The sequence below is a fragment of the Streptomyces sp. V4I2 genome (assembly GCF_030817655.1).
GTDB classification, from domain to species: Bacteria; Actinomycetota; Actinomycetes; order Streptomycetales; family Streptomycetaceae; genus Streptomyces; species Streptomyces plumbiresistens.
In genome coordinates, this window is record NZ_JAUSZM010000003.1 from 5852313 (window position 1) to 5878123 (window position 25811).

Annotated in this window: 29 protein-coding genes; 21 read left to right on the forward strand and 8 right to left on the reverse strand. The window is 70.3% G+C overall.

The genetic code is table 11. The annotated features are described in order from the left end of the window. Window positions 1-14 precede the first annotated feature (14 nt). Complete coding sequence (locus QFZ76_RS27750; protein ID WP_307676267.1) at window positions 15-1370, reverse strand: aspartate aminotransferase family protein; 1356 nt, start codon at window positions 1368-1370, stop codon at window positions 15-17. A 175-nt stretch (window positions 1371-1545) separates the two neighbouring features. Between QFZ76_RS27750 and QFZ76_RS27755 the strand changes: the two genes are divergently transcribed. From QFZ76_RS27755 to QFZ76_RS27765, 3 genes are all read left to right on the forward strand, one after another. Then, window positions 1546-2163, forward strand: a complete 618-nt coding sequence (locus QFZ76_RS27755; RefSeq protein ID WP_307676268.1) for a type 1 glutamine amidotransferase family protein — start codon at window positions 1546-1548, stop codon at window positions 2161-2163. Continuing rightward, window positions 2160-2621 (forward strand): MarR family winged helix-turn-helix transcriptional regulator, encoded by a 462-nt coding sequence (locus tag QFZ76_RS27760; protein ID WP_307676269.1) that lies wholly within the window; start codon window positions 2160-2162, stop codon window positions 2619-2621. Before QFZ76_RS27755 ends, QFZ76_RS27760 begins: the two co-directional genes overlap by 4 nt. An 83-nt stretch (window positions 2622-2704) precedes the next feature. Beyond that, window positions 2705-4663: a serine/threonine-protein kinase gene (locus tag QFZ76_RS27765; protein WP_307676270.1), complete on the forward strand. Its 1959-nt coding sequence runs from the start codon at window positions 2705-2707 to the stop codon at window positions 4661-4663. 250 nt (window positions 4664-4913) lie between these two features. On the opposite strand, the gene QFZ76_RS27770 is transcribed toward QFZ76_RS27765, so the two are convergent. Beyond that, window positions 4914-5663 carry an SLATT domain-containing protein gene (locus tag QFZ76_RS27770; protein ID WP_307676271.1) on the reverse strand — a complete coding sequence of 250 codons (750 nt, stop codon included), beginning with the start codon at window positions 5661-5663 and terminating at the stop codon, window positions 4914-4916. A gap of 320 nt (window positions 5664-5983) precedes the next feature. Here QFZ76_RS27770 and QFZ76_RS27775 point away from each other — a divergent pair, with 320 nt between their 5' ends. From QFZ76_RS27775 to QFZ76_RS27800, 6 genes are all read left to right on the forward strand, one after another. Further along, window positions 5984-6346: a YbaB/EbfC family nucleoid-associated protein gene (locus QFZ76_RS27775; RefSeq protein WP_307676272.1), complete on the forward strand. Its 363-nt coding sequence runs from the start codon at window positions 5984-5986 to the stop codon at window positions 6344-6346. Window positions 6347-6466: 120 nt separating this feature from the next. Further along, window positions 6467-7066 carry a recombination mediator RecR gene (gene recR, locus QFZ76_RS27780; protein WP_266436168.1) on the forward strand — a complete coding sequence of 200 codons (600 nt, stop codon included), beginning with the start codon at window positions 6467-6469 and terminating at the stop codon, window positions 7064-7066. Continuing rightward, window positions 7059-7715: a DUF5063 domain-containing protein gene (locus QFZ76_RS27785; RefSeq protein ID WP_307676273.1), complete on the forward strand. Its 657-nt coding sequence runs from the start codon at window positions 7059-7061 to the stop codon at window positions 7713-7715. Before recR ends, QFZ76_RS27785 begins: the two co-directional genes overlap by 8 nt. Window positions 7716-7891: 176 nt before the next feature. After that, a complete protein-coding gene (locus QFZ76_RS27790) occupies window positions 7892-8305 on the forward strand; it encodes an SsgA family sporulation/cell division regulator (protein ID WP_307676274.1) in 414 nt (137 codons plus the stop codon). Between the two features lie 249 nt (window positions 8306-8554). Then, on the forward strand, window positions 8555-8866 hold the full coding sequence (locus QFZ76_RS27795) for a trypco2 family protein (RefSeq protein WP_307676275.1): 312 nt from the start codon (window positions 8555-8557) through the stop codon (window positions 8864-8866). A 24-nt stretch (window positions 8867-8890) separates the two neighbouring features. Then, complete coding sequence (locus QFZ76_RS27800; RefSeq protein WP_307676276.1) at window positions 8891-11713, forward strand: tetratricopeptide repeat protein; 2823 nt, start codon at window positions 8891-8893, stop codon at window positions 11711-11713. A 1-nt stretch (window position 11714) separates the two neighbouring features. Here the strand turns inward: QFZ76_RS27800 and QFZ76_RS27805 are convergent, their stop codons facing one another. Beyond that, on the reverse strand, window positions 11715-12116 hold the full coding sequence (locus QFZ76_RS27805; RefSeq protein WP_307676277.1) for a hypothetical protein: 402 nt from the start codon (window positions 12114-12116) through the stop codon (window positions 11715-11717). A gap of 141 nt (window positions 12117-12257) precedes the next feature. Here QFZ76_RS27805 and QFZ76_RS27810 point away from each other — a divergent pair, with 141 nt between their 5' ends. From QFZ76_RS27810 to QFZ76_RS27830, 5 genes are all read left to right on the forward strand, one after another. Further along, window positions 12258-13010: a helix-turn-helix transcriptional regulator gene (locus QFZ76_RS27810; RefSeq protein ID WP_307680149.1), complete on the forward strand. Its 753-nt coding sequence runs from the start codon at window positions 12258-12260 to the stop codon at window positions 13008-13010. After that, window positions 13007-13189 (forward strand): DUF397 domain-containing protein, encoded by a 183-nt coding sequence (locus QFZ76_RS27815; protein WP_307676278.1) that lies wholly within the window; start codon window positions 13007-13009, stop codon window positions 13187-13189. The genes QFZ76_RS27810 and QFZ76_RS27815 overlap by 4 nt, the downstream gene beginning before the upstream one ends. Before the next feature lie 294 nt (window positions 13190-13483). After that, window positions 13484-14530: a hypothetical protein gene (locus QFZ76_RS27820; protein WP_307676279.1), complete on the forward strand. Its 1047-nt coding sequence runs from the start codon at window positions 13484-13486 to the stop codon at window positions 14528-14530. Window positions 14531-14608: 78 nt separating this feature from the next. Further along, a complete protein-coding gene (locus tag QFZ76_RS27825; protein WP_307676280.1) occupies window positions 14609-14893 on the forward strand; it encodes a hypothetical protein in 285 nt (94 codons plus the stop codon). After that, window positions 14890-15279, forward strand: a complete 390-nt coding sequence (locus QFZ76_RS27830) for a twitching motility protein PilT (RefSeq protein ID WP_307676281.1) — start codon at window positions 14890-14892, stop codon at window positions 15277-15279. The genes QFZ76_RS27825 and QFZ76_RS27830 overlap by 4 nt, the downstream gene beginning before the upstream one ends. Before the next feature lie 131 nt (window positions 15280-15410). On the opposite strand, the gene QFZ76_RS27835 is transcribed toward QFZ76_RS27830, so the two are convergent. Next, window positions 15411-16145, reverse strand: coding sequence for a sulfite exporter TauE/SafE family protein (locus tag QFZ76_RS27835; protein ID WP_307676282.1), 735 nt, complete (start codon window positions 16143-16145; stop codon window positions 15411-15413). Between the two features lie 76 nt (window positions 16146-16221). Here QFZ76_RS27835 and QFZ76_RS27840 point away from each other — a divergent pair, with 76 nt between their 5' ends. The 3 genes from QFZ76_RS27840 (at window position 16222) to QFZ76_RS27850 (ending at window position 17607) form a co-directional block, all read left to right on the forward strand. Next, a complete protein-coding gene (locus QFZ76_RS27840; protein ID WP_307676283.1) occupies window positions 16222-16626 on the forward strand; it encodes a hypothetical protein in 405 nt (134 codons plus the stop codon). A gap of 134 nt (window positions 16627-16760) precedes the next feature. Beyond that, entirely contained in the window at window positions 16761-16943 is a 183-nt protein-coding gene (locus QFZ76_RS27845; protein ID WP_307676284.1) for a hypothetical protein, read from the forward strand. A 157-nt stretch (window positions 16944-17100) separates the two neighbouring features. Next, the gene (locus QFZ76_RS27850; protein ID WP_307676285.1) at window positions 17101-17607 is read left to right on the forward strand and encodes an SgcJ/EcaC family oxidoreductase; all 507 of its coding nucleotides are present in this window, start codon (window positions 17101-17103) and stop codon (window positions 17605-17607) included. 3 nt (window positions 17608-17610) lie between these two features. Here QFZ76_RS27850 and QFZ76_RS27855 read toward each other — a convergent pair whose 3' ends face one another. Beyond that, a complete protein-coding gene (locus QFZ76_RS27855; protein ID WP_307676286.1) occupies window positions 17611-18963 on the reverse strand; it encodes a HAMP domain-containing sensor histidine kinase in 1353 nt (450 codons plus the stop codon). After that, window positions 18960-19655: a response regulator transcription factor gene (locus tag QFZ76_RS27860; protein ID WP_307676287.1), complete on the reverse strand. Its 696-nt coding sequence runs from the start codon at window positions 19653-19655 to the stop codon at window positions 18960-18962. Before QFZ76_RS27860 ends, QFZ76_RS27855 begins: the two co-directional genes overlap by 4 nt. Window positions 19656-19876: 221 nt before the next feature. Here QFZ76_RS27860 and QFZ76_RS27865 point away from each other — a divergent pair, with 221 nt between their 5' ends. From QFZ76_RS27865 to QFZ76_RS27880, 4 genes are all read left to right on the forward strand, one after another. After that, window positions 19877-21157 carry an aspartate kinase gene (locus QFZ76_RS27865; RefSeq protein ID WP_307676288.1) on the forward strand — a complete coding sequence of 427 codons (1281 nt, stop codon included), beginning with the start codon at window positions 19877-19879 and terminating at the stop codon, window positions 21155-21157. After that, window positions 21157-22227: an aspartate-semialdehyde dehydrogenase gene (locus QFZ76_RS27870; RefSeq protein WP_307676289.1), complete on the forward strand. Its 1071-nt coding sequence runs from the start codon at window positions 21157-21159 to the stop codon at window positions 22225-22227. The genes QFZ76_RS27865 and QFZ76_RS27870 overlap by 1 nt, the downstream gene beginning before the upstream one ends. A 396-nt stretch (window positions 22228-22623) precedes the next feature. Next, window positions 22624-23298 (forward strand): SigE family RNA polymerase sigma factor, encoded by a 675-nt coding sequence (locus QFZ76_RS27875; RefSeq protein ID WP_307676290.1) that lies wholly within the window; start codon window positions 22624-22626, stop codon window positions 23296-23298. 119 nt (window positions 23299-23417) lie between these two features. Continuing rightward, window positions 23418-24455, forward strand: coding sequence for a hypothetical protein (locus QFZ76_RS27880; RefSeq protein ID WP_373464541.1), 1038 nt, complete (start codon window positions 23418-23420; stop codon window positions 24453-24455). A 113-nt stretch (window positions 24456-24568) separates the two neighbouring features. On the opposite strand, the gene QFZ76_RS27885 is transcribed toward QFZ76_RS27880, so the two are convergent. Together QFZ76_RS27885 and QFZ76_RS27890 are read right to left on the reverse strand one after the other, a co-directional pair. Beyond that, complete coding sequence (locus QFZ76_RS27885; RefSeq protein ID WP_307676292.1) at window positions 24569-25363, reverse strand: SURF1 family protein; 795 nt, start codon at window positions 25361-25363, stop codon at window positions 24569-24571. 52 nt (window positions 25364-25415) lie between these two features. Then, entirely contained in the window at window positions 25416-25790 is a 375-nt protein-coding gene (locus QFZ76_RS27890) for a nuclear transport factor 2 family protein (protein ID WP_307676293.1), read from the reverse strand. Window positions 25791-25811 lie beyond the last annotated feature (21 nt).

Below are 25811 nucleotides of genomic sequence, written 5' to 3' on the forward strand. Positions count from 1 at the left end.
ACCTGCCGCACGAACTACTGCGTGAACTCGTCCGCCACCGACAGCGCCGCGTCCAGTACCGCCAGCCCCTCCTTCAGCTCCGCCTCGCTCACATTGCACGCCGGCACCACATGCGTCCGGTTCATGTTGATGAACGGCCACACGCCCTGGGCCTTCACGGCGGAGCCGAACGCGGCCATCGGCGCGTTCGCCTCGCCGGCCGCGTTGTACGGCACCAGCGGCTCGCGCGTCTCCTGGTTCTTCACCAGCTCGAGCGCCCAGAACATGCCGACGCCCCGCACCTCGCCCACCGACGGATGCCGCCCGGCGAGCTCCCGCAGCGCCGGCCCGACGACGTCCGCCCCGAGCCGGGCCGCGTTCTCCACGACCCCCTCCTCGGCCATCACGTTGATCGTCGCGACGGCCGCCGCACACGCCAGCGGATGCCCGGAGTACGTCAGCCCGCCCGGGTACGGCCGCTTGGCGAAGGTCTCCGCGATCGCCCCGGAGATCGCGACCCCGCCGAGCGGCACATACCCGGAGTTCACGCCCTTCGCGAAGGTCATCAGGTCCGGCACGACGTCGAACAGGTCCGCCGCGAACCACTCGCCGGTCCGGCCGAACCCGGCCATGACCTCGTCCAGGACGAAGACGATGCCGTACTTGTCGCAGATCTCACGGACGCCCGCGAGATAGCCCGGCGGCGGGACCATGATCCCGGCCGTGCCCGGAATGGTCTCCAGGAGGATCGCGGCGACCGTCCCCGGCCCCTCGAAGGCGATCGTCGTCTCCAGGTGCTCAAGGGCCCGCGCGCACTCCTGCTCCTCGGTCTCCGCGTAGAAGCGGGAGCGGTAGAGAAAGGGTGCCCAGAAGTGCACGACACCGGCCGCGGCACCGTCGGAGGCCCAGCGGCGCGGGTCCCCGGTGAGGTTGACCGCCTGCTGGGTGCCGCCGTGGTACGAGCGGTACGCCGACAGCACCTTCGGCCGCCCCGTGTGCAGCCGCGCCATGCGCACCGCGTGCTCCACGGCGTCGGCACCGGCATTGGTGAAGAAGATCTTGTCCAGGTCGCCGGGCGTCCGCTCGGCGATCAGCCGCGCGGCCTCCGACCGCGCCTCGATCGCGAACGCGGGCGCGAAGGTCGTCATCGTCGCGGCCTGCTCCTGGATCGCGGCGACGACCTTCGGGTGCTGGTAGCCGATGTTGGTGTAGACGAGCCCGCTGGTGAAGTCGAGGTACCGCGTGCCGTCGTAGTCCCAGAAGTACGACCCCTCCGCGCCGGCGACGGCGAGCGGGTCGATGAGCTCCTGCGCGGACCAGGAGTGGAACACATGCGCACGGTCCGCGGCCTTCACGGCGGCGCCGACCTCGGGGCTTGGCTGAGGGGTCATGGGAGTGAGCGTAAATGTCCGCGATGCGGAAGCGGTATTGGCGTCCTGTCTGTGGACGGGGGGTTTCCGCGACAGGTTGTCGAAGGCCGAAGGGGGCCCGGTCGAGAGTGTTGACAGCTTCCTGTCGAAATGACAGGATGTTGTCATCAGGTGGTCAGTGAATGAGGAGGCAGTCATGAGCAGCGGTGATCGCAAGCCCGTGCATCACGCCGTGTACGACACCTACGCCGACTGGGAGACCGGCCACGCGACCGCGTACCTCGCCCGCGCCGGCTACGAGATCCGTACGGTCGGCCCGACCGTGGAGCCGGTGACATCCATCGGCGGTCTGCGCGTCCAGCCCGACCTGGCGCTGGACGACGTGCGCCCCGAGAACAGCTCCCTTCTGATCCTCCCGGGCGCCGACCTCTGGGACACCTCGGACGACCTCGCCCCCTTCGCCCGCAAGGCGCGGGAGTTCCTGGACGCCGGCGTGCCCGTGGCCGCGATCTGCGGGGCCACCGCCGGCCTCGCCCGCGAGGGGCTGCTCGACGACCGTGAGCACACCAGCGCGGTCTCCTTCTACCTGGCCGCGACCGGCTACGGCGGCGGCGGGCGGTACGTCGACGCGGACGCCGTCACCGACCGCGGCCTGATCACCGCCGGCCCGACCGAGCCCGTCGCCTTCGCGCGCGAGATCTTCGGACTGCTCGGGGTGTACGAGGGCGAGGTGCTCGACGCCTGGTACCGGCTGTTCCACCACTCCGACGTCGAGGCGTACGCCGTACTGGAGAAGGCGGGTACGCAGCAGTGAGCCGAGAGCGGCAGGACCTGTTCAGCCGCAGTGCGCTCGGCGTCTTCCGGCTGAACGGCCAGTTCCTCGCCGTGGCGGAGGAGCTGGCCAAGCCCGCCGGGCTCACCGCCGCCTGGTGGCAGGTGCTCGGCGCGGTGCTCGGTGAGCCGCTGCCGGTCGCCGGGGTCGCGCGCGCGATGGGCATCACCCGGCAGAGCGTGCAGCGCATCGCCGATCTGCTGGTGGACAAGGGGCTCGCCGAGTACCGGCCCAACCCCGCGCACCGGCGCGCCAAGCTGCTGGCGCCCACCCAGGAGGGGCGGGCGGCGGTGTCCCGCATCGACCCCGGGCACGCGGCCTTCGCCGAGCGACTGGCCCGGGCGTACGGCGACGACGCAGACCTGGCGGACGCCGTACGGGTGCTGGAACGGCTGTCCAAGGTGCTCGAAGAGCTGGGCCCGCCTGTTACGGAACCGTAGACAAACCCCAGCTCACCGCGGTGTGGCCGCGCACTATCCTCGGGCTGTTGCTCACGTGCGGGGCGGGGGAAGGCGGCGCAACGATGGAGAAACTGGGGCCTGGGGATCCACAACGGATCGGCGCGTACCGGTTGTTGGCGCGGCTCGGCGCCGGCGGGATGGGGCAGGTGTACCTGGCCCGGTCCGACCGGGGGCGCACGGTCGCCGTCAAGCTCGTACGGGAGGAACTGGCCGCGCAGGACGAGTTCCGGGCCCGGTTCCGGCAGGAGGTGCAGGCCGCGCGGCAGGTCGGCGGGTACTGGACGGCGCCCGTGCTCGACGCGGACACCGAGGCCGCCGTGCCGTGGGTCGCCACCGGGTACATCGCCGGGCCGAGCCTCCAGCAGGTCGTCGGCCACGACCACGGGGCGCTGCCCGAACGCTCCGTCCGCATCCTCGGTGCCGGTCTGGCGAACGCCTTGAAGGACATCCACGCCGCCGGGATCGTCCACCGCGACCTCAAGCCGTCCAACGTGCTGGTGACCATCGACGGCCCCCGCGTCATCGACTTCGGCATCGCGCGGGCCCTGGAGACGGTGACGGACGGGGGACTGACCAGGACCGGCGCGCTCGTCGGCTCGCCGGGCTTCATGGCGCCCGAGCAGGTGCGGGGCGACCGGATCACCCCCGCGTGCGACGTCTTCTGCCTCGGCTCGGTGCTGGCGTACGCCGCGACCGGCAGACTCCCCTTCGGCACCGCCAACAGCGGCGTGCACGCCCTGATGTTCCGCATCGCCCAGGAGGAGCCCGACCTGGAGGGCGTCCCCGAGGGCATCGCCGACCTCGTACGCGCCTGCCTGAAGAAGGAACCGGGGGCGCGTCCGACGCTGGACCGGATCCTGGAGCGTACGGAGGCGGAGGACACGGTGTTCATGGGGCGCTCGCGAGACCCCTGGCTGCCGGGGGTGCTGGTGGCTCAACTGGGGCGGCATGCGGTGCGGTTGCTGGATACGGAGGATCCGGAAGGGGTGGGTGGGGGTGCGGGGCCGGTTCCCGGTTCGCCCTCTGTGTCCCCTGAGGCGTCTCCCGAACACGCCGCCGTTGCCGACGGCTCGTCTGCGTCCCCGAACCCTCCTCCCATTCCGAACCAGGCCCCCGGCGTACCCCCCGGCCCGCCCGTGCCGGGGGAGCCGGGCAGCGGCGGGCGGCTGGACCACCTGCCCACGGTCGTCGCAGGCCAGGGCGGTCCGGGCGCCCCGCCCGCCCCTGGACTGCCCGTCCCGTCCCCGCCCGTCCCGGCCCACCCCGCGTACGGCTACCCGCAACAACACCCGCAGCCCTCGGCGTACGGCTATCCGCAACAGCCCGGCACCCCGCCGCCGTACAACCACCCTCACCACCCGTACGGCAGCCTCGGCCAGACCCCGCCCTACGGCCCGCCCGCGACCGCCGTCACCCCGCATTACGGCCCTCCGGAGCCCAGAAGGAACCGCCGCTCCACCGCCGTACTCGTCCTCGTCGCCCTGGTCGTGGCGCTGGCCGCCGGCGGCTCGGTCTACGCCCTGCTGGGCGGTGACGGCGACGGCGGCGAGGAGACAGCCGGGGGGACCACCACCCCCTCCGCGACCGCGCCCACGACTCCCGGCCGGAGCACGCCCGAAGAACAACCGTCTCCCTCACAGCCGACGACTTCCGCCCCGCCGTCCGACGGCGCGATCCCCGCCGACTACCTCGGCACCTGGACCACGACGATCGACAACGCCGACGGCCTGCACACCCGCGAACTGACCCTGCGGCAGGGCGAGACGGGCGACACGGTCCTGTCGCTCGTCGCCGACGGCCCCACCGCCAACGGCACGTATCACTGCGTCTTCCAGGCGGAGCTGGCCGAAGAGCCGAGCGGCGAGGGCCCGTTGAGCATCGGCCCGTCCACGGTCACCAGCGGAGAGCCGCGCTCGTCCTGCTCTCCGGGAGCGCCGACCGAGATCACCCTGCTGCCGGACGGCTCGCTGGAGCGCACGAACACCGGCACGGACGAGAGGCTGACGTACACCCAGCAGTGACCAAATCCTCTCTGGGTGCAGCCGCGGAGCCCCGCAAGGGCTGCAGGACGCGGTCCGCGCTGGGGTGCAGGGGACGGCGGTCCGCGCTGGGGTTCAGGGGCGGAGCCCCCGGCGGGGTTCAGGGGCGGAGCCCCCGGCGGGGTTCAGGGGCGGAGCCCCTGGCGGGGTTGAAGGGGCGGAGTCCCTGGGGATGGGACGGGTAGGGGCGGCGGGGGCGAGGAAAATTCCACGCCGACCACCACACGCCCCGTCACCGCGGCTCCGGCGGCCGCTGCCGAGGCATGTTGGGCCGAGCCCCCGCCCCCGGCGGCAACGGAAACCGCCCCTGAGAAGCCCCCGAGTCCGTCCGCTGCCCCACGACCACCGCCGACTGGATACCGAGCGGCGCCGCACCCGTCCGGAACTGGACCATCCAGTCCGCCGTCTCCGTCCGCACCAGCTCCGTCACGTCCTCGGAGAACCGCCGAAGCACCCCCAGACACCGCTCGGCAGCCTCACTCGCCGTCCCGTCCGCCGGCCCCAACACCTCCCGCACACACTCCGAGGCCCAGTCGAACTGAAGCACCTGAAGCCGCCGCTGCACGGCCTGAGCCGTGGCCACGTCCCTTATCCAGCCGGACGTCACCCCGAAGAACCGGTCGACCCCCACGCACGCCACCCCGAGCAGCAGCGAGAGATACCCCCAGGGCGCGACGCCACCCACCACCCCCGTCATGTCCAGCAGCGGCAACGCGGCCCCCGCCACCGCACCCCCCGCCGCCCCCGCCCGCAACCCCCGAGCCCCCCGCCGCTTCCACACCCGGTCCGCGAGATACCAGGACGCCGTCTCCATCGCCCCCCGCTCCACCCACCGGTACAGCTCGTCCAGCCGCACGGCGGGCTCCCCCCAGTCCCCGAGCGGAAACGCCCGCCCGGTCAGATCGCCCGGCCGCAGCCCGGCCGCACCCTCACCCCGCCCGTCCTGAGGAGGACCCTCGGGCTGCATCTCCGGCTGACCCACCCGGCACTCCCTACCCTCATCCCAACCGATCACGTTGCGTGACACAGTCCGCGTCACACCGTGACGCCTGATGCTGACGCGCCGCTACCTTCCTAGCGCCCAATGGGTGGCGAAGGCGTAGCTTTCGCCTCTTTTCCGCCCGGAAGAGGCCCTTGATCAGGTACAGGATTCCGGGCCCACTCACTCGAAAGAGTGCTGGGGCGATGGCTGCGTGGAGCACGTAGGCTCGTGCTGAACGGCAAACCCGAACGGGAAACCCGAAAGGGAAACCTGAACGGGAATCCCGAACGGACACCCGTACCGACCAAGGAGAGCTGATCGTGATCCCCGGTGGTGGCCAGCCCAACATGCAGCAGCTGCTGCAGCAGGCCCAGAAGATGCAGCAGGACCTGGCGAACGCACAGGAGGAACTCGCCAGGACCGAGGTCGACGGCCAGGCGGGCGGCGGCCTGGTACGGGCCACGGTCACCGGCGCCGGCGAACTCCGCGCGCTGAAGATCGACCCGAAGGTGGTGGACCCGGACGCTGCATCCATTGAAGAGACGGTCGAGACCCTCGCCGACCTGATCGTCGCGGCCGTACAGGCGGCCAACGAGAACGCGCAGACCCTCCAGCAGCAGAAGCTCGGCCCGCTGGCGCAGGGCCTCGGCGGCGGCAGCGGTATCCCCGGCCTGCCGTTCTGACGTCCCGGAAACCGTGGGCCGACCGAAACCGGGGGCCGACCTGCCTTACTAAGACGGGCATCGGCCAACTACCGTACGTACAGAAGGACCCCCAGCAAGCACGGAAGGACGGGCAGTCCGTTGTACGAAGGCGTGGTCCAGGACCTCATCGACGAACTGGGGCGGCTCCCCGGCGTCGGTCCCAAGAGCGCGCAGCGGATCGCCTTCCACATCCTCCAGGCGGAACCGACGGACGTACGGCGCCTCGCGCAGTGCCTGATGGAGGTCAAGGCGAAGGTCCGCTTCTGCGCGACCTGCGGCAACGTGGCACAGGAGGAGCTGTGCAACATCTGCCGCGACACCCGCCGCGACCTGACCGTCATCTGCGTGGTCGAGGAGCCGAAGGACGTGGTGGCGATCGAGCGCACCCGCGAGTTCCGGGGCAAGTACCACGTCCTGGGCGGCGCGATCAGCCCGATCGAGGGGGTCGGCCCCGACGACCTGCGGATCAGGGAACTCCTGGCCCGTCTCGCCGACGGCACGGTCACCGAGCTGATCCTCGCCACGGACCCGAATCTCGAAGGCGAGGCGACGGCCACGTACCTCGCCCGCATGATCAAGCCCATGGGCCTCAGGGTCACCCGCCTGGCCAGCGGCCTCCCGGTGGGTGGCGACCTGGAATACGCGGACGAGGTGACCCTCGGCCGCGCCTTCGAGGGGAGACGACTTCTAGATGTCTGACGCCACGCTGCACGCAGCCCAGCAACCCGACGACTTCGCGGTCCAGATCGCGGACCAGGTCGAGAGCTTCCTGGTGGCCGTCACGGAGGTCGCGAAGGGCGACGAGCCGGACTCGGCGGTCCCCTTCCTCCTCCTGGAGGTCTCCCAGCTCCTCCTGGCCGGCGGCCGCCTCGGCGCGCACGAGGACATCGTCCCCGACGAGCGCTACGAGCCGGACCTCGGCCCGGAAGGTGACGTGGACGACCTGCGGGAGAACCTCGCCCGCCTCCTCGACCCCATCGACGTCTACTCCGAGGTCTTCGACCCCTACGAGCCCCGCAAGGCGCCGGTCCCCGCCCGCATCTCGGACGACCTCACCGACGTCATCACCGACCTCCGGCACGGCATGGCCCACTACAAGGCCGGCCGCACCTCGGAGGCCCTGTGGTGGTGGCAGTTCTCCTACTTCTCCAACTGGGGCTCCACGGCGTCGGCCGCCCTGCGCGCACTCCAGTCGGTGGTGGCCCACGTCCGCCTGAACCAGCCCCTGGAGGAGCTCGACGGCCTGGACACGGACCAGGCGATGGGCGACGAGACCCTCGAGTTCGAGGCGGGCCGCGTGATGGCGGAGGAGATCGGCGGCCCGCTGGGCCTGCCCCAGGCCAAGTAGCGCGCCGTAGCGTCACCGTCAGTGCCCGCAGTCGTCTCCGGTGTCCGAGGGCGTCGGCTGCGGGCCGGGGGTTCCGACGCCCGGTCATGGCCGGTCGTGGCCGAACGTGCCGCAGGTCACACAGGTTGCCCCCGGAAACGGCGTAATCAGGAGCCACTCCGCGCGCTCTCACTGGCATGAACGTCACCATGGAACAGCCCATCGGCGCCCGCCTGGTCACCTCCGACGACCGCGAACGCGCGATACCGGCCACCCTCCGCTACACCGCCGCCGACCCGCTCGCCGTGCACATCGGCTTCCCGGCCCATGTCACCCTCGACGGCGAGGAAGTGACCTGGACCTTCGCCCGCGCCCTCCTGGAAGAGGGCCTCGGCACTCCGGCCGGCATCGGCAGCGTGCACATCTGGCCCTGCGGACCCCGCCGCACGTTCGTCGAGTTCCACGCACCGCAGGGCGTGGCGCTGATCTGGTTCGACACCCTCGTCCTGCGCCGCTTCCTGCGGCGCTCGTACACCGTGGTCGCGCCGGGCACCGAGGCCGTGGACGCGGTCCTCGACCAGGGCCTCACGTCTCTGTTCGGCGTGAACTGATGAGTCCCAGGCTCGGGTCTCTCAGCTCGAGCGAGGCGAGATCCATGATCTGGAGACGATGCGTGCGTACGTGGAGGCGCTCTGGGCCAGGTTCACCGTGACGACCGAGTACGGCGACCGGACGGCCGGCTTGGCCTGACCGATGAACGGGCAACTTCGCCTGGGTGAGGCCGCGTTGTCATGAAGGGCGTGGGACGCGGAGAGTACGCTCCGTCCCACCATGCGTGTACGGGGATCAAGGGGGCCTTCGTGGCGGACGAGACGTGGGCGGGGCTGGCCGAGGCGATCGGAGCGATCCGGGCGGAGCTCCAGCAGGCGACGCGGGACGGGGCAGGGCAAGAGATCCAGTTCCGAACCGGCCCCGTCGAGGTCGAGTTCTCCGTGGACGTGAAGAAGGACGGGGAGGCTCGGGCGAAGGTGCTGGTTCTGCCGTTCGGGGCGGAGGCCAAGGCGTCGCGGTCCAAGGGCACGACGAACCGCGTGAAGATCACACTCCAGCCGGTCGACGCCGAGGGCACGGATCTGCGTATCGCGGACGACTCGGGGGAACGCCCCAACTGACGAGGATCACGAGGGGAGCGGCCGGTGGACGTACGGCGGGTCGTCGAGGTCTGGAACCCGACCGGGAAGTGCTCGGGGACCGGGTACCTCGTGGCGGAACGGCTGGTGCTGACGGCTCTCCACAATGTGCTGGGTCGCGGGGTGTTGGAGGTCCGGCGGCTGGGTTCCGAGGAGCTGACGTGGGCCACGGCCGAGGTGCTGTGGCCGGAGATCCCGCCCGATCTGGAGCGGGAGCCGCAGGCCGACGGGGCGTTGATCAGGATCACGGACCCGGGATGGCGGCCGCCGCCGGGCGGCGAGCCTGTCCGGTGGGGCCGGATCGACGGGTCGGTGGTGAGGGATGAGCGGCTGGGGTGTGTCGCGGTCGGGTTTCCCCGGGCGGAGGCGCGGGACGGGGTCCGCGACACCAAGGAGATCCGCGGCCACATCGAGACCCTGACCGGGCTCAAGTCCATTGGGCTGATCACGGCCTACGTCGACGGAGTCGCCGTTCCCAGCAGGCCGGACGAGCGGTCGCGGTGGGCGGGGGCTTCGGGGGCAGCGTTGTTCGCGCGGGGGCGGCTCATCGGGGTCGTCACGACCGACCGGCAACGGGACTACGACGCGGACCAGTTGACAGCCGTGTCCGTCGTATCGCTGGCGGCTCGTCCCGGATTCGCCATCGCGGTGAAGGCCGCCGGAGGCGAACTGGTCCCGGAGGACATCACGGCTGTGGAACCCGGACGGTCGCGTACCGCGTACGACGTGGACGTCCCGCGAGGGGTGAACAACCTGCCGGAACCGCCGTCGCCGATCTTCGTCGGCAGGGCGGAGGCGATGGCAGAGCTGGAGCGAGCCCTTGCCGCGGACTCGCAGACGATCACGCAGACCGTGCACGGACTCGGCGGTGTCGGGAAGACGACGCTCGCCCTGCACTACGCGCACGACCATGCGGGGGCGTACCGGCTGGTGTGGTGGATCCGCGCGGACACCCCAGAGCTGATCGAGGCGGGCTTCGCCGCTCTCACGCTCCGCCTGCGGGGCGGAGAGGGGGCCGACCTCACGACCGCTCAGGCTGCCGAGTGGGCTGTCGGGTGGTTGCAGACGCATCCGGGGTGGCTCCTGGTCTTCGACAACGCGGCGAAGCCGGAGGACGTGCACGTCTGGACGGGACAACTCCGGGCATCCGGACGCCACTTGATCACCAGCCGATACAAGAGGGGCTGGGTGTGTGATCCCATCGCCTTGCCGGTGCTGGACGAGGAGGCCTCGCTGACCCTTCTGTCACGCCTCGGCGGGGCCGACGACGAGGACGAGGCCCGCGCGCTGGCGGACGACCTGGGCCATCTTCCCCTCGCCCTGGAACAGGCGGGGGCCTTCATCGCGCAGACCGGGATCACGATCGCCGAGTACCGCGACATGTTGCGCCGGCGCCCCGAGCGCACCACGGACGCGGCACCGGGAGGCTCGGATCCGGCGCGGACGGTGGCGCGGATCTGGCGCATCACCCTGGACGCGCTCCAGGAACGGGACCCCCGGGCCGTGGACATCCTGCAGATCGCCGCGTGGTACGCCCCGACGGGCATCCCCCGTGCCCTGTTCGCACCGCTCGCCGAGGATCCGATCGACCTCGCCCAGCTCCTGGGGCTGTTGGCCGACTACAACATGATCACGCTCGACCGGGCGGGCGTCGGCGTCCACCGTCTGGTCCAGACGGTGGCGCGCACCGCGTCGGAGCCGGGGGGCGATCCCCATCGCGATCAGGCTCGCATCACGGCTGCCTATGACCTCGCTGCGAAGCTGATGCTCGACAAGCTTCCTGGTGATGCCGCCTTTGGCGTTGCGGGTTGGCCCACGTGGAGAGTTCTGCTGCCCCACGTCGAAGCGCTTGTCGACACGGAGGCCCCGGAGGACCCGGGGGTGGATACCGCCGAGATCAACCTGATTCTCAGGCAGGCGGGGCAGTTCCTCCTTGAGCAGGGGAAGGTGAGTCAGGCCACCGGCTACTACAGCCGTTCTCTGGCGGCGGCCAGTCGGATGCTGGGTGAGGATCACCCGTACACGCTGGGTTCGCGGAACAACCTGGCTTACGCCTATATGGCGGCGGGGGACCTGGGGCGGGCGATTCCGTTGTTCGAGCGGACGTTGGAGGCTTCGGTACGGGTGCTGGGTGAGGATCACCCCGACACGCTGCGTGCGCGGAACAACCTGGCAGGCGCGTACGAGAAGGCGGGGGATGCGCGGCGGGCGATTCCGATGTGGGAGCGGACGTTGGAGGATTTCGCGCGGGTGTCGGGTGAGGATCACCCGTACACGCTGAGTTCGCGGATCAATCTCGCCGGCGCGTATATGGCGGTGGGAGAACTGGGGCGGGCGGTTCCGTTGTTCGAGCGGACGTTGGAGGATTCCCTGCGGGTGCTGGGGGAGGACCACCCGTACACGTTGGCTTCGCGGAACAACCTGGCATACGCGTACATGGAGGCGGGGGACGCGGGGCGGGTGATCCCGTTGTGGGAGCGGACGTTGGAGGATTCGGCGCGGGTGCTGGGTGCGGACCACCCGACCACGCTGGTTTCGGCGAACAATCTGGCCGGCGCGTACATGATGGTGGGGGATCTGGGGCGGGCCATTCCCATGTGGGAGCGGACGTTGGCCGATCGTGTGCGGGTGCTGGGTGAGGACCACCCGGAGACGCTGTCCTCGGGGAGCAACCTCGCCGGCGCGTACCGGCTGGCGGGGGATCTGGGGCGGGCGATTCGGCTGTACGAGCAGACGCTGGCCGACTGTCTCCGGGTGCTGGGTGAGGACCACCCGACGACCAGGAACGTCCGCGAGCTTCTGTCCGTCGCGCGTGCGCAAGAGCCCTGACCTATGCCCCCAGTACCGCCCGCAACCGCTCCGCCTCCACATAGGGCGCCGTCGGCGTCGGCTCGCTGTACCAGCGCAGGGGCCAGGTGTTGCCGTCGAGCGCCGGGATCCCGATGTACGTGAGAGCACGATCGCCTCTGCTCCCGAACCGCTGCACGCCGAGCGGCCAGCTGTGCCTGCGCACCTCCCCGGGCGCCAGCAGGAAGTACATCCACCGGAACCCGACCGCCTCACACACGACCGGCCCCGCGTCCCCGTCCGCCGCCTCGATGATCCGCTCGGCGACGACTTCCCCTCGCACGCCCTCGATCCGTACGGCGTCGAAGTGCACGCCGGCGAGACGAAGTTGGTGGCCGGAGGCCGGGATCCAGTCAGGGCGGTGAATTGCGTTCGTCATGGTCACACAGTGGCGTGGGCGAAGCTACGCTCGGTAGCGACTGAGGTGATACACGCCGGGGTGTATCCGTCGGAGGTGCGTGCTGTGTCGGGTCAGTACAACGTCAACTCCCAGCCGCCTGTGGCCTGGCGCTACAGCGGCAACCAGATGAAGCGCTGGCGCACGAAGGCGGACATCACCCGCGAGGAACTCGCCGCCGCCTCCAACTACTCGCCGGACACCATCAAGTCCATGGAGCAGGGCGTACGCATGCCGACGCCGCGGGTGCTCGACGTGGCGGACGAGTTGTGCCGGGCGGAGGGGATGCTGAGCGCGGCCAAGGAGTACCTGCACAGGGAGAAGTTTCCGGCGCGGGCGCAGGACTTCATGGAGCGGGAGAAGGAGGCGATCAGTCTCTGGTGGTACGAAGTCACATACATCCCGGGCCTTCTGCAGACGAAGGGGTACGCGCGGTCGCTCATCGAGAACCATGTTCCGCCCCTGGACGAGGAGACGGTGGAGAAGCGGATCGCGGCACGCATGGGGCGGCAGGCGATCCTCACTGGGCGGAAGCCTCCGGTGGGCCTGAGCTTTGTCGTCTACGAAGCCGCCCTGCGCAGCCCTCAGGCGGACGCCGAGCAACTGCTCCACCTGCTGGAGGTGTCCCGGCTACGCAACGTCGTGGTGCAGGTGCTCCCGTTCGAACGTGCCATCCCCGCCGCGCTCATGGGGTCCATGGTGTTGTTGGAGACTCACGACCACGAGCGTTTCGCCTTCACGGAAGGCCCGTTCGTCAGCGAATTGTCGGCCGACCCAGAGCTTGTCAGCCGTGCGTCCGAGCGGCTTAGCATGATCCGCACGCAGGCTCTCAGTTCCGCTGAGTCGGCCCGTTTCATCGAGCGGATGGTGGATCAGCCATGAGCGAGCAGCTGAAGTGGTTCAAGTCGAGCTACAGCGACAGTGAGGGTGGCGCCTGCGTCGAAGTCGCGTTCTCCACCCGCATCCACATCCGCGACTCCAAGGTCCCCTCAGGCCCCGAGCTCCACCTCGCCGCCCCCGCCTGGGAGGCGTTCATTTCCGCAGTTCAGCCCGGAGCTTGAGCCTCGGGCTCCGAGCTCTTCCCATGGGTTTTTGGGTTCTTGGTTTGGTTGAAATCCAACCCAACCAACCATGTCTGTACGTGAGTTGAGGCGTCGTACCTCGAACGGGTGACGTTCCGTGATCGGCTTGCGTCGGAACGTAAAGCCACTCTAGGTTCGCGGCAAACGAGCAAAAAGATCGGCCCCGGTCGGTGCGCCAACACCGGCTCCGGGGCCTGACCTACCGATCGAAGGAACAGTTCGATGGTGGCTTACGCCTACCCTAGTCCCGCCCTGCCGTCCCCGTCTCACCCCATGGCCAATACGGGCTACGGAAAGCGCTCCGCGGGTGACGAAGACCCGCACGCCGACCCGGACTTCGCACACCTGCTCCCGCGTGACGCCGACGTCGCCGTCTTCATCGACCACCTCGACAACGGCCACGCGATGGGTCACAAGGTGCTCGCGGCGGAACATCCCCGTTACGGCCAGCAGTCGATGCGCAGCTCTCTGAACCGCCTCACCGAGGCAGGCCACCTGCGCTGGATCAAGGAGCACATCACCGTCGAGGACAACTCGATGCGGTGGGTGACGCGAACGTACTGGTCGCGTACGCCCAGGTCGCCAGAGTGGTGGGCGAACTTTGCGCGGGAACGGCACGGCAAGGACGTGACGGACTACCGGCCGGGCCTGGCCCGGACCGAGGATCCGGCACCGCAGCCGACCCCCGAGACCACGCCGGACGAGTCGGCTCCCGACGAGCCCAGCGCCGCGTACCGCGCACTCGCCGGACTCCGCGCCGCGGACCCCCGTATGCCTCTCGCCGCATCCGACTGCCAGTCCCTCGAACCCCTCGCCGCGGAGTGGCTCTCCCGTGGCGCGACGCCGAACGACATCACCCGAGCCCTGACCGACGGGCTCCCACCCACTGTCACCAACCCGGGCGGATTCGCCCGCAAACGACTGGAGGCGAAGATGCCCCCGCACAAGAACGACACCGACACCACCACGGCCCCGACGGGCCCCCTCCGCGGCCGCGTCACCCGCGTGATCATGGCCTGCGCCACCTGTGACCAGGACGAACGCACGGTGAAGATCGACCGTGGCATCTGCGAGGACTGCCGCAAGGAGGACGCGGAGAACCCGATGACCGACGAGGACATCACCAAGGGCTTCGCCGAGATCGCCCACCTCGGCGTCACGTCCGCCTACTACCTCAAGAAGAAGCTGGAACGCCCTACGGGCGGCCCCGTGCCCGACACGTTCCGTTCTGTGCCCATCGAGGACCGCGTTTTCTACCACTACCGCGACAACCGGGACCGCATCGCCAACGGTCTCCGGCCGAGGCGCTGGAACTGGTGACGGCGGTGACACGGGGGAACGTACGCGCGCCTCCGCGTGCCGGTGGTCCCAGCAGAGATCCTGGATTACATTCGTAATATGGCAGAGAAGGTGAAGTTCAGCGTGAGTCTGAATGCCGAGCTCGGCGAGGCACTGCGGCAGTGTGCCGAGGCCGAGGACGAGCAGATCTCGACTGTGGTCAGCCGGGCGCTGGAGGCCTATTTGGGCCACCGGAAGCGGATGCGCGATGGCCGAGAGGCCATGGTCGAGTACCAGGAGCAGTACGGAATGTTCACAGAGGAAGAGCGTGCCAGGGCCAGGGCCCGTGTGGCCGACCTCATGGGGTGGAGCGAGAGCGGCACGACGGGGGCACAGTCCGCATGAGCCATGTCGTGTACGACGCGGGTGCCCTGCTCGCCGCCGCGAAGAACAACCGGAACTTCCTCGCGCAGCACGACGAGTTCCTGGCCGCGGACGTACGGCCGATCGTTCCGGCGGGGGTGCTGGCCCAGTGTTGGGACACCCGTCCCAAGGCTGCCAACCTGCACAAGGTGCTGCGTCCCTGCCTTGTCCTGCCACTGACCGAGACCACCGCGAAAGCGGCGGCGCTTCTGTGTCAGGAGAACGGTACGGCGGACGTGGTCGATGCCACGGTCGTCCTCGCATCACTCACGCACGATGACGCCCTGATCCTCACGGATGACCTCGAGGACATCCGGGCCTTGGCCATGAGCGCCAACCGCAAGCGCATCCGCGTCGAGCGGCCATGAAGAGCTGGGCGCAGCGGCGGTCTTCCCCGGTCGAGGGCCGGTGTGGGTGCCGGCGCGCCCAGATGCCGGTCGAGGATTCCGAGGAACTCGCCCGCCGGGCGCCCGAGACCGGACGGCCGGGGAGGGGCCGCTCACGGTCCCCACGCCCCCTTCCCCACCGCCGTGACCCCACCCCCCAACGCCAGCGCCAACACCAGCAGCCGGGCTCGTTCCTCCGGCAGCCGTCCCGCGAGCCCGCGACCGATCAGCGCCCCCACCACCATCGCCGCCCCCACCGACACCCACCGCGGCGCACTCAGTGACGGCACCCCGTTCGAGGCGACCGAGAACGCGTTCACGACCACCCCGTAGAACTGCGCGTTCGGTACGAACTCCCGTACCGTCCAGCCCGCGTTGACGGCGTACAGGGAAATCGGCGGGCCGCCCACACCCGCCGCCGCGTTCATGAAACCGCCGGCCGCGCCGGCCGCCAGGGCGCCCCCGGTGCCTCGCAGTGCCCGTACCCGCGCGCCCCGCATCACCAGCAGCACGGCCACGGTCACCAGCCCGCCCATGGCCAACAGGAGCAGGGGCTCCGGCAGTTGATGAGTGACCCACGTCCCCGCCGGCACCGTGCACGCCGCCGCCACGCACAGCGGCAGCATCGCCACCCACCGAACCTGCCGCCAGCCGCCCACCAGGCCCACGACACTGATCGCGCCGGCGGCGCAGTTGGCCAGGACGACCCCCTCGGCCGGTCCGAGCAGCAGGATCAGTGCGGGTACGGCGACCAGGGCGAAGCCCATGCCGGTGAGCCACTGGACGGAGGAGCCGAGCAGGACGATCGCCGTCAGCAGTACGTCGCCCGCCCACCCGCTCGTCGTCATGATCGGCATCCTCCCCGGCCGGAGCCGCCGGGCCAACCCCCTGCGCCTCGGTCCCCCCGGCCGTCATGATGGCCGTATGACGGGGCGTTCGAAGGTGTTGATGTGGACGGGGATCGGGCTCTGTGTCGCGGGCGCGGCGGGGCTGGTCGCGGGGGGCGTGCTGGACGTCGACGCGGCGGATCCGTGGGCGAGCGTGGCCGGGGGAGCGGCGGGGTTGGTGGGGCTGGCGCTCACCATTTACGCCGTGTTCTCGGGAGGCTCAGGCTCCCCGCACGCTTCGGTCACCGTGAGCGGTGCGCGGTCCGTCGCCGCGGGCGGGAGCATCGGGGCGGTCGCCACCGGCGACGGTGTCCAGGCCGTGGCCCCTACGGCCGTTCCCGGTTCGGCGCCGCCTGCCGGCGGGCGGCCCGTCACCGCCTCCGGGGAGCGGTCCGTCGCCGCCGGCGGGGACATCGGTTCGGTGTCGACGGGCGACGCCTGAGCGGCTCGTACGGTGTAGCCCGCTACACCACCGGTCCGGGAGGGCACTCCCTCGTGGCGGCCGCCGGAAAACGGAATGGTTGAGGGCACAAGGTCAACCGGCCACGGAATGGCCCTCACCGCAAGGGAAACGTCATGAAGTCGCTGCTCTCCTCCAAGCCCGCCCTGTGGTTCCTCTTCCTCTTCAACCTCGCCGTCGCCGCGGTCGCGCCGTTCGCCGTGGACGGGGCGCAGGGCATCATGACGGCCGTCGGGATGGGCGTAGTGTCCATGGGCGCCGGGGTGAGCCTGCTGCGCGGTCGGCAGAGCGCCGCGTAACCGTACCGCTACGGAACGTCAATTGGCCGAGTGCTGGATCTGCCCTGTATCTCGGCTGCACGGGCCCTAACCAGCGGAAAGAGAGTCTGGAGTCACTCCACACCGCACCGAACGCGGAGGGAGAGACCCCCACCTCGCACTACTGCTGGAGACAACGATGACCCGTCGTTCCATAACCAAGCGCGCAGCCGTCGTCGCCGCCACCGCCGTCATCGCCGTCGGTACGTTCACCGCCGGCGTCAGCCTGGCCGGCTCGGACTCCGACTCGGGGTCGAAGCCGAGCAAGAAGCAGATCGCCGCCCTGTTCGACGGCTGGAACGCCGCCCTGCAGACCGGCGACTCGGACAAGGTGGCGGACCTGTACGCGAAGGACGCGGTACTGCTGCCCACCGTCTCCAACCAGGTCCGCACCGACCGCGCCGAGATCGTCGACTACTTCGACCACTTCCTGGAGAACAAGCCGGTCGGGAAGAAGATCGACACGATCGTCGAGGTCCTCGACAGCAACTCCGCCATCGACGCCGGTGTCTACGAGTTCACGCTCACCGACCCCGAGACCGGCAAGAAGAGAGTCGTCGAGGCGCGGTACTCGTACGCGTACGAGAAGATCGACGGCGATTGGCTGATCGTCAACCACCACTCCTCGGCGATGCCGGAGAGCTGAGGTCTACCGACCGGCCCCGCGTAGGCGGATCTCCACGCACAGCCCGCGTCCCGGAGCGTCCCGGAGCGCCACGGTCCCGCCGTCGTCCGTCACCAACTGCTTGACGACGGCGAGGCCGAGCCCGGATCCGGAGCGCCCGGTCAGGCCCTGGCCGCGCCAGAAGCGGTCGAAGGCGCGGGACTTCTCCGGGTCCGACATGCCGGGACCCTCGTCGAGGACCGACAGCACCACTTCCTCGCCCTGCTGCTCCATCCGTACGGTGATCGTGCCGCCGTCGGGCGACACCTCCAGGGCGTTCGAGAGCACGTTGTCCAGCACCTGGTCCAGGGCCCCGGGGCTGGACAGCACCAGCAGCCGGCCGTCGGCACTCCCCCTGAGCGCGACGGTGACTCCGCGCTCGTCGGCGGCCGGCCTCCACACCGCCAGACGCTCGTCCACGATGTCCGGCAGGGACAGCGGCTCCGCGGCCGTCACCTTGGCCTCGGCCCGCGCCAGCACCAGCAGGCCGTTGACCAGGCGGCTCATCCGGACCACCTCGGCGGTCGCCTGCTCCACGTCCTCCCGGACGAACTCGTCGTCCACGCCGTCCGCGATGTTGTCCAGGGACAGCCGCAAAGCCGTGAGGGGCGTACGGAGTTGATGGGAGGCGTCCGCCACGAAGATGCGCTGCGAGGCGACCAGGGTGTCCAGGCGTTCCGCGCCCTGGTTGAGGGTGCGGGCCAGCGTCTGGGTCTCCGGCGGGCCGGTCACCGGCGACCGTGCGGTCAGGTCGCCGTCGCTGAACTTGCTGGCCATGTCGTTGAGTTCGCGCAGGGGCGCGGTGATCCGGCGGGCGGCGACCGCGCCGATGGCCGCGGCTGCCGCCAGGACGAGGACGGCAAGGCCCGCCCGGAAGCCCCAGATCTGCCAGAGCCTGGAGGTCATGTCCTTCGTCGAGTACACGATCCGTACGGCGCCGCCCTCGCCGGACGCCCGGGCGGGGACGGTGACCACCAGCTCCTTGCCCCAGATGAAGTCGGCACCCCAGTCGGGCTCGGGCTCCTCGCCCTTCAGGGCCTGGGTCAGGGCCGCGTCGCTCCCGGGCCGGGGCAGCTTCGGTACGCAGCCGTTGGTGGGGGTCGCCTCGACCTTGCCGGGCGTCTGGGTGCGGTACGCCTCGGCCATCTGCTCAAGGGCGTCGCACGAGGTCCCGTCACCGTTGCCCAGCAGCAGCGCCATGGTCCTGGCCTCGCGGAGGACGGACACCGCGGTGTCGTCCCGCAGCTGCTTGGTGAGCGTGAAGGCCACCGGCACGGTGAACAGGAAGATCGCGACCGCGACGAGCAGGATGTAGCTGCGGATGAGCTGGCGGTTCATGAGACGCCGTCACCGGTATCGCCGTTGGCGATCTCCAGGCGGAAGCCGACACCCCTTACCGCCTCGATCGTGATCGCACCCGTCAGCTTCCGCCGCAGCGCCGCCACATGCACGTCCAGCGTCTTCGTCGGCCCGAACCAGTTCGCGTCCCAGACCGCCTCCATGATCTGCTCGCGCGACATCAGCGCGCCCGGCTCCTCGGTGAGGAAGGCCAGCAGGTCGTACTCCTTGGGCGCGAGCGCGACCTCCTCGCCGTCCAGGCGGACGCGGGCGGCCTTGCGGTCGACGGTGAGGCGGGTGCCGTAGCGGTCCGGGCCGGTGTCGGCGGCGGACGTGCGCGGCTGCATCCGCCGCATCACCGCTCGTATCCGCGCGATGACCTCCCGTACGCCGAACGGCTTGGACACGTAGTCGTCGGCGCCGAGCTCCAGGCCGACCACCCGGTCCGTCTCGTCGCTGCGCGCGCTGATCACGATGATCGGCACGTCGCCGCGTTCGCGGAGCGCCTTGCAGACGTCGAGGCCGTCGGTGTCGGGCAGGCCGAGGTCGAGGAGTACGACGTCGTAGGGCTCGGGGTGGGCCAGGGCGGCGGCGCCCGTGGTGACCCAGTCGACCTCGAAGCCGTAGCGGGTCAGACCGCGGCGCAGGGACTGGGCGACCGGCTCATCGTCTTCCACCAGGAGTACGTGCACACGCGAACCCTAGTGCTTGAAAGTTGACTCACATGCGTCGCCTGTGACGCTTGGCACTTTTCCCGAGAGGCCGTTCTGGGCATGCGCTGACCTGGGCGCCCGAATCTCACGATGCGATACCTCAGGGGCGAATTTCGGGCGCTCGATAGACTGAGCCGACCGCAGGACACACGCGTATGTGTGGGCTGTGGATACACAGACGGAATGAGCGAGGAGCGCACGTGGGCCTTGTCGTGCAGAAGTACGGAGGCTCCTCCGTAGCCGATGCCGAGGGCATCAAGCGCGTCGCCAAGCGAATCGTGGAAGCGAAGAAGAACGGCCACCAGGTGGTCGTGGTCGTTTCCGCGATGGGCGACACGACGGACGAGCTGATCGATCTCGCCGAGCAGGTATCCCCGATGCCGGCCGGGCGTGAGTTCGACATGCTGCTGACCGCCGGAGAGCGTATCTCCATGGCACTGCTGGCCATGGCGATCAAAAACCTGGGCCACGAGGCCCAGAGCTTCACCGGCAGCCAGGCAGGCGTCATCACCGACTCGGTCCACAACAAAGCGCGGATCATCGACGTCACGCCCGGCCGGATCCGGACGGCGCTGGACGAGGGCAACATCGCCATCGTCGCCGGGTTCCAGGGCGTCAGCCAGGACAAGAAGGACATCACCACGCTGGGCCGCGGTGGCTCCGACACCACGGCCGTGGCCCTGGCCGCCGCCCTCGACGCCGAGGTGTGCGAGATCTACACCGACGTCGACGGCGTGTTCACCGCCGACCCTCGGGTGGTGAAGAAGGCGAAGAAGCTCGACTGGATCTCCTCCGAGGACATGCTGGAGCTCGCCGCCTCCGGCTCCAAGGTGCTGCTGCACCGCTGCGTGGAGTACGCACGCCGTTACAACATCCCGATCCACGTCCGCTCGTCCTTCTCCGGACTGCCGGGCACCTGGGTCAGCAACGAGAAGCCCGAGTCGCAAGGGGACCAGCAGGTGGAGCACGCCATCATCTCCGGAGTCGCCCACGACGTCTCCGAGGCCAAGATCACGGTCGTCGGCGTCCCGGACAAGCCGGGTGAGGCCGCGGTGATCTTCCGCGCCGTCGCGGACGCCGAGATCAACATCGACATGATCGTGCAGAACGTGTCCGCGGCCTCCACCGGTCTGACGGACATCTCCTTCACCCTCCCCAAGACCGAGGGCCGCAAGGCCATAGACGCACTGGAGAAGGCGAAGGGCGCGATCGGCTTCGAGTCGCTGCGCTACGACGACCAGATCGGCAAGATCTCGCTCGTCGGCGCCGGCATGAAGACCAACCCGGGCGTCACCGCCTCCTTCTTCCAGGCGCTGTCCGACGCGGGCGTGAACATCGAGCTGATCTCGACCTCCGAGATCCGCATCTCGGTCGTCACCCGCCAGGACGACGTGCCCGAGGCCGTCCGCGCCGTGCACTCGGCCTTCGGGCTCGACTCCGACAGCGACGAGGCCGTCGTCTACGGGGGTACCGGCCGCTGATGACCGTGGGTGCCGGGCGAACCGGCAGGCCGACGCTCGCGGTCGTGGGGGCGACCGGAGCCGTCGGCACGGTCATGCTCCAGATCCTGTCCCAGCACGCGGACATCTGGGGCGAGATCCGGCTGATCGCCTCACCGCGCTCGGCCGGCCGCAAGCTGGCCCTGCGCGGTGAGCAGGTCGAGGTGGTGGCCCTGACGGAGGAGGCCTTCGACGGGGTCGCCGTCGCCATGTTCGACGTACCCGACGACGTGTCCGCCCAGTGGGCGCCGGTCGCCGCCGCCAGGGGCGCGGTGGTCGTGGACAACTCGGGCGCCTTCCGGATGGACCCGCAGGTGCCCCTCGTCGTCCCCGAGGTCAATCCGCACGCGGCCCGGGTCCGGCCGCGGGGCATCATCGCCAACCCCAACTGCACGACCCTCTCCATGATCGTGGCCCTCGGTGCGCTGCACGCCGAGTTCGGGCTGCGCGAGCTGGTCGTCTCCTCCTATCAGGCGGTGAGCGGGGCCGGCCGCGCCGGTGTCGAGACCCTGCGTCAGCAGCTGTCCCTGGTCGCCGGTACGGAACTGGGGACCAGCCCAGGTGACGTACGCCGGGCGGTCGGGGACAACACCGGGCCGTTCCCGGAGCCGGTCGCGCTGAACGTCGTACCGTGGGCCGGATCGCTGCGCGAGGACGGCTGGTCCTCGGAGGAGATGAAGGTGCGCGACGAGTCGCGCAAGATCCTCGGACTGCCCCGGCTGCCCATCGCGGTGACCTGTGTCCGGGTGCCGGTCGTCACCACCCACTCGCTGACCGTCCACGCCCGCTTCGAGGGCGAGGTCACCGTGGGCAAGGCGCGCGAGATCCTCGCCACCGCACCCGGAGTCGTCCTCTTCGACAACCCGGAGGCGGGGGAGTTCCCCACGCCCGCCGATGTCGTGGGCACCGACCCGACCTGGGTCGGACGGGTGCGGCGGGCGCTCGACGACCCGACGGCGCTCGAACTCTTCGTGTGCGGGGACAATCTGCGCAAAGGGGCGGCGCTCAACACCGCGCAGATCGCGGAGCTGGTGGCGGCGGAGTTCGGGTGACGCCTGAGCGGCCTCGTGCGCTGGTCTGACGTGTGACGTGTGTTGAGGTAAAGGGTTACCGCCGGAAAAGTCCTGGCTGAAACCGCGTACATTTGTAGGATCTGTATGAGAAGTGTGAGCCGGTCGATGGTCCGGACCACTTGAACCGAGCCGCCTCGGCGTCCGAAGATTTGGCTCCCCGTCCTCCGCAACCGCGCGGAGGGCGGGGAGCGTCTTTGCGAACGCCCTCCGGGGGCGCGGGGAAGCTTGACAGGGCGTGGGGACGCCCTGGCCATTCAGGACACAGGGGAAGAGCGGGTAGGGCATGAGCGCGTTTGACGCACGGTCAGTTGTGCCGCCTGGCAGAAGACGGCCGGCCGCGTACAACCCTGACGGGGAGGAGCGTGTCCAACTGGCGTGGCAGAGGTTCTCGAGTTCAGAGCGGCGACGCGCGGCACGGCCCTTCGGCCGCCCCGGCCGTCCCTACGACCCCGCATGCCCGGCACGTCCGGTGGCATGCCGGTGATCGCCCCCATGCCCGCAGCGCGGCCCGCCCGCATCCCCGGACAGCGTGACGGCGCCGAAGATGTCGTGACCGCCGGCACGACCGTCGACCATCTCACCGAGACCTACCAGGCGCACTACAGCTCGCTGCTGCGGCTGGCCGCCCTCCTCCTCGACGACACCGCCTCCTGCGAGGACGTCGTCCAGGAGGCCTTCATCCGCGTCCACTCCGCGCGCAAACGCGTCCGCGACCGGGAGAAGACCCTCGCGTACCTGCGCCAGACCGTCGTCAATCTCTCCCGCTCCGCCCTGCGCCGCCGCATCATCGGCCTGAAGCTGCTGTCCAAGCCGATGCCGGACATGGCGAGCGCGGAGGAGGGGGCGTACGACCTGCTCGAGCGCGACTCCCTGATCAAGGCGATGAAGGGCCTGCAGCGCCGCCAGCGCGAGGTCCTGGTGCTGCGCTACTTCGCGGACATGACCGAGGCCCAGGTCGCCGAGACGCTCGGGATCTCGCTGGGCTCCGTCAAGGCGTACGGCTCGCGCGGCATCGCCGCTCTGCGGGTTGCCATGGAGGCCCCGGTATGAGCCGAGACAACAACGGGCGGCGTCATCTGCACGTCCCCCACGAGCCCTATGAATGGCGCGAGCCGACAGAGTCGTCGGACGAGCAGACGCCGAAGCAATCGCACGCTGGGAACGGAATTGTGAACCACGGCCCCGACGACCAGAGCCCCACCGGGCTCGACTCGGACGAGCTGGCACTGCGCGGCCTGCTGCACCAGGCGGTCCAGGAGATCGAGCCGCGCGACGGCACGCTGGACCACCTCCGCAAGGCGGTCCCCGCCCGGCGCGCACGCAAGCGGCAGGCCGTCGTCGGCATGGCGGCCGCGGCCCTCTTCGTCGGCACCGCCGTTCCGGCCCTCCTGCACGTCTCCAACTCCACGGGTGTGGACGCCGACCCGTCGATGGCCGGTCACTACTCCCAGACGCAGGGCGGCGCGAGCGAGGGCAAGGGCCCCGACGGCGGCGAGAGCACCTCCGGCGGCTCCGCCGGGAAGACCGAGGACAAGGGCAAGGGCGAGCAGACGGAACAGGACAAGGGCAAGGGCACTGGCAGCGGCGCCGGGGCGAGCAGCGGCGCCGACCCCACCGCCACCAGCACGGCCGGCGTCCCCGTCTGCACGGCCGCCGAACTCGGCTCGGCCACCCAGAGCGTCGACGCCCCCGACTCCGTCGGCACCGTCTACGGCACCTTCCGCATCACCAACACCTCCACCGCCGACTGCACGGTCGTCGGCCCCGGCACGGTCACCCCGACCGCGGCCGGCGCGGCGGACGCCACCAAGATCAGCACGGCCCGGCATGTCGCCGGGGACGCGGCGGCAGCGCTGCCCGACCCGGCCCTCGAGGTCGCCTCGCTGGTGCTGAAGCCGGGTTCGGCCTACGACGTCAAGTTCGCCTGGGTGCCCTCGGAGACCTGCCCCACGACCGGCGACACCTCGACCGGCGACACGGGCAACCCCACACCCACCCCGACGCCCACCGACGGCGCCACCACCGACGGCGGCACCACCACCGGCGGCGAGACCGGCACCTCGCCCCAGCTGGTCACCGAGGGCACGGCCGACGGCAGCGTGACGGTCACGAACACGGCGGAGGGCGGAGCGCCGTCGGTTTCGGCGACGGTGTCCAACGCCTGTGCGGGGACGGTCTATTGGACGGGCGTGCTGGCGGCTTCGTAAGGAGGCCGTTGGTTCGCGGGCCTGCGTGCCGCCCCGGTGGGCGCGGGCGGCACGCCGTCAGCGCCGGGCCGTGCGCCCCGCTGTGCGACCCACCCCCGAGCACCGGCCCCGGGTCACCTGCTCCCGACGTCGACGGCAACCGGCTCCTCGTCCGGCACCAGCCCCAGCTCCGCGTCCCGCAGGAACTCGATCTCCCGCCGCAGCAGCCGGAACCACATGAACACCACGAACCCGGCGAACACGAACCACTCCCCGGTGTACCCGAGGTTCTGGAACGCCTTCAGGTCCAGCCCGGTGTCCGCCGGCGCCGCGGCCGGCACGGCCGTCATCCCGGAGTCCGCCTCGGAGAGCGTGACCCAGGCGTCGTACACGTCGTACGGCACGAGGTTCACCAGCGACGCCGCGCTGATCGCCCCGGTCTGCCCGGCCGGCAGCCCGCCCTGCGCACTGACGCCGTTGCTCCCGGGCGTCTCGGACGCCTGCAGCGCACCGGTGACGGTGACCTCGCCGGTGGGCGCGGCCGGGACCTTCGCCGGGTCGGGGGTGCCGGGCAGCCAGCCCCGGACGACGGGCAGGGCCTTGCCGCCGTCGGTGCGCAGCAGCGTCAGGACGTAGTAGCCCGCCTTGTCGTCCAGTTCGCGGTCCGGGACGAGGAGCTGCCGGTCGTAGTGTCCGGTCGCGGTGACGAGCCTGCCGGAGGTCGCCTTGTCCACAGGCAGCAGCTCGGCCAGTGGACGGGCGGCAACCTGCTTGCCGGACTCGGCCTGGGCTGTGACGGTCTGCTGGTCCTGCATCCGGTCCTCGAAGCGGCTCAGCTGCCACGACCCCATGAAGATGCAGAAGGGGATGGCGAGCAGCACGAAGACGTTGATCCCCCACCAACGGGGCGTCAGCAGAAACCGGTACACGCCTTCAAAGGTACGTGGCTGCCGCGGAGGGCCGGGGCGCGGGGTCGCGCGGTCAGTACCGCTCGACGAGGTGCTCCCGGCCGGCCGGCGGCTCGTAGGGCTCCGGCCAGAAGTCGGTGAAGGCGGATATGCGGCCGCTCTCGTCCCCCGTGAAGAAGCCGATGCCGTACATCTCCTCCTCCCCGACCGTGAAGTGGACCCAGGTGACCACCTGATCCGCCTCGGCGACGATCCGCTCGACGCGCAGGTGCCAGTCGCCCGGATACTCCCGGTTGAACCGGACGAACCGCTCCCGCCCGCTGATCCGCTCCCGCGTCTGCGGCAGCTTGTACACGATGTCCTCGGCCAGGGTCTCCTCGAACGCACCCCAGTCCCGGGCCTCGGCGGTGGCCCAGAACGTCTCGACTGTCTTGCGCAGATCGGTCATGCCGAAGAGTCTGCACCGTGC

Excerpts from the sequence above, each read along its gene's own strand:
- QFZ76_RS27750 (WP_307676267.1), bottom strand. The coding sequence starts at position 1,370 with ATGACCCCTCAGCCAAGCCCCGAGGTCGGCGCCGCCGTGAAGGCCGCG.
- QFZ76_RS27755 (WP_307676268.1), top strand. The coding sequence starts at position 1,546 with ATGAGCAGCGGTGATCGCAAGCCCGTGCATCACGCCGTGTACGACACC.
- QFZ76_RS27765 (WP_307676270.1), top strand. The coding sequence starts at position 2,705 with ATGGAGAAACTGGGGCCTGGGGATCCACAACGGATCGGCGCGTACCGG.
- QFZ76_RS27785 (WP_307676273.1), top strand. The coding sequence starts at position 7,059 with ATGTCTGACGCCACGCTGCACGCAGCCCAGCAACCCGACGACTTCGCG.
- QFZ76_RS27790 (WP_307676274.1), top strand. The coding sequence starts at position 7,892 with ATGAACGTCACCATGGAACAGCCCATCGGCGCCCGCCTGGTCACCTCC.
- QFZ76_RS27810 (WP_307680149.1), top strand. The coding sequence starts at position 12,258 with ATGAAGCGCTGGCGCACGAAGGCGGACATCACCCGCGAGGAACTCGCC.
- QFZ76_RS27815 (WP_307676278.1), top strand. The coding sequence starts at position 13,007 with ATGAGCGAGCAGCTGAAGTGGTTCAAGTCGAGCTACAGCGACAGTGAG.
- QFZ76_RS27820 (WP_307676279.1), top strand. The coding sequence starts at position 13,484 with ATGGCCAATACGGGCTACGGAAAGCGCTCCGCGGGTGACGAAGACCCG.
- QFZ76_RS27825 (WP_307676280.1), top strand. The coding sequence starts at position 14,609 with ATGGCAGAGAAGGTGAAGTTCAGCGTGAGTCTGAATGCCGAGCTCGGC.
- QFZ76_RS27830 (WP_307676281.1), top strand. The coding sequence starts at position 14,890 with ATGAGCCATGTCGTGTACGACGCGGGTGCCCTGCTCGCCGCCGCGAAG.
- QFZ76_RS27835 (WP_307676282.1), bottom strand. The coding sequence starts at position 16,145 with ATGACGACGAGCGGGTGGGCGGGCGACGTACTGCTGACGGCGATCGTC.
- QFZ76_RS27840 (WP_307676283.1), top strand. The coding sequence starts at position 16,222 with ATGACGGGGCGTTCGAAGGTGTTGATGTGGACGGGGATCGGGCTCTGT.
- QFZ76_RS27845 (WP_307676284.1), top strand. The coding sequence starts at position 16,761 with ATGAAGTCGCTGCTCTCCTCCAAGCCCGCCCTGTGGTTCCTCTTCCTC.
- QFZ76_RS27850 (WP_307676285.1), top strand. The coding sequence starts at position 17,101 with ATGACCCGTCGTTCCATAACCAAGCGCGCAGCCGTCGTCGCCGCCACC.
- QFZ76_RS27855 (WP_307676286.1), bottom strand. The coding sequence starts at position 18,963 with ATGAACCGCCAGCTCATCCGCAGCTACATCCTGCTCGTCGCGGTCGCG.
- QFZ76_RS27870 (WP_307676289.1), top strand. The coding sequence starts at position 21,157 with ATGACCGTGGGTGCCGGGCGAACCGGCAGGCCGACGCTCGCGGTCGTG.
- QFZ76_RS27890 (WP_307676293.1), bottom strand. The coding sequence starts at position 25,790 with ATGACCGATCTGCGCAAGACAGTCGAGACGTTCTGGGCCACCGCCGAG.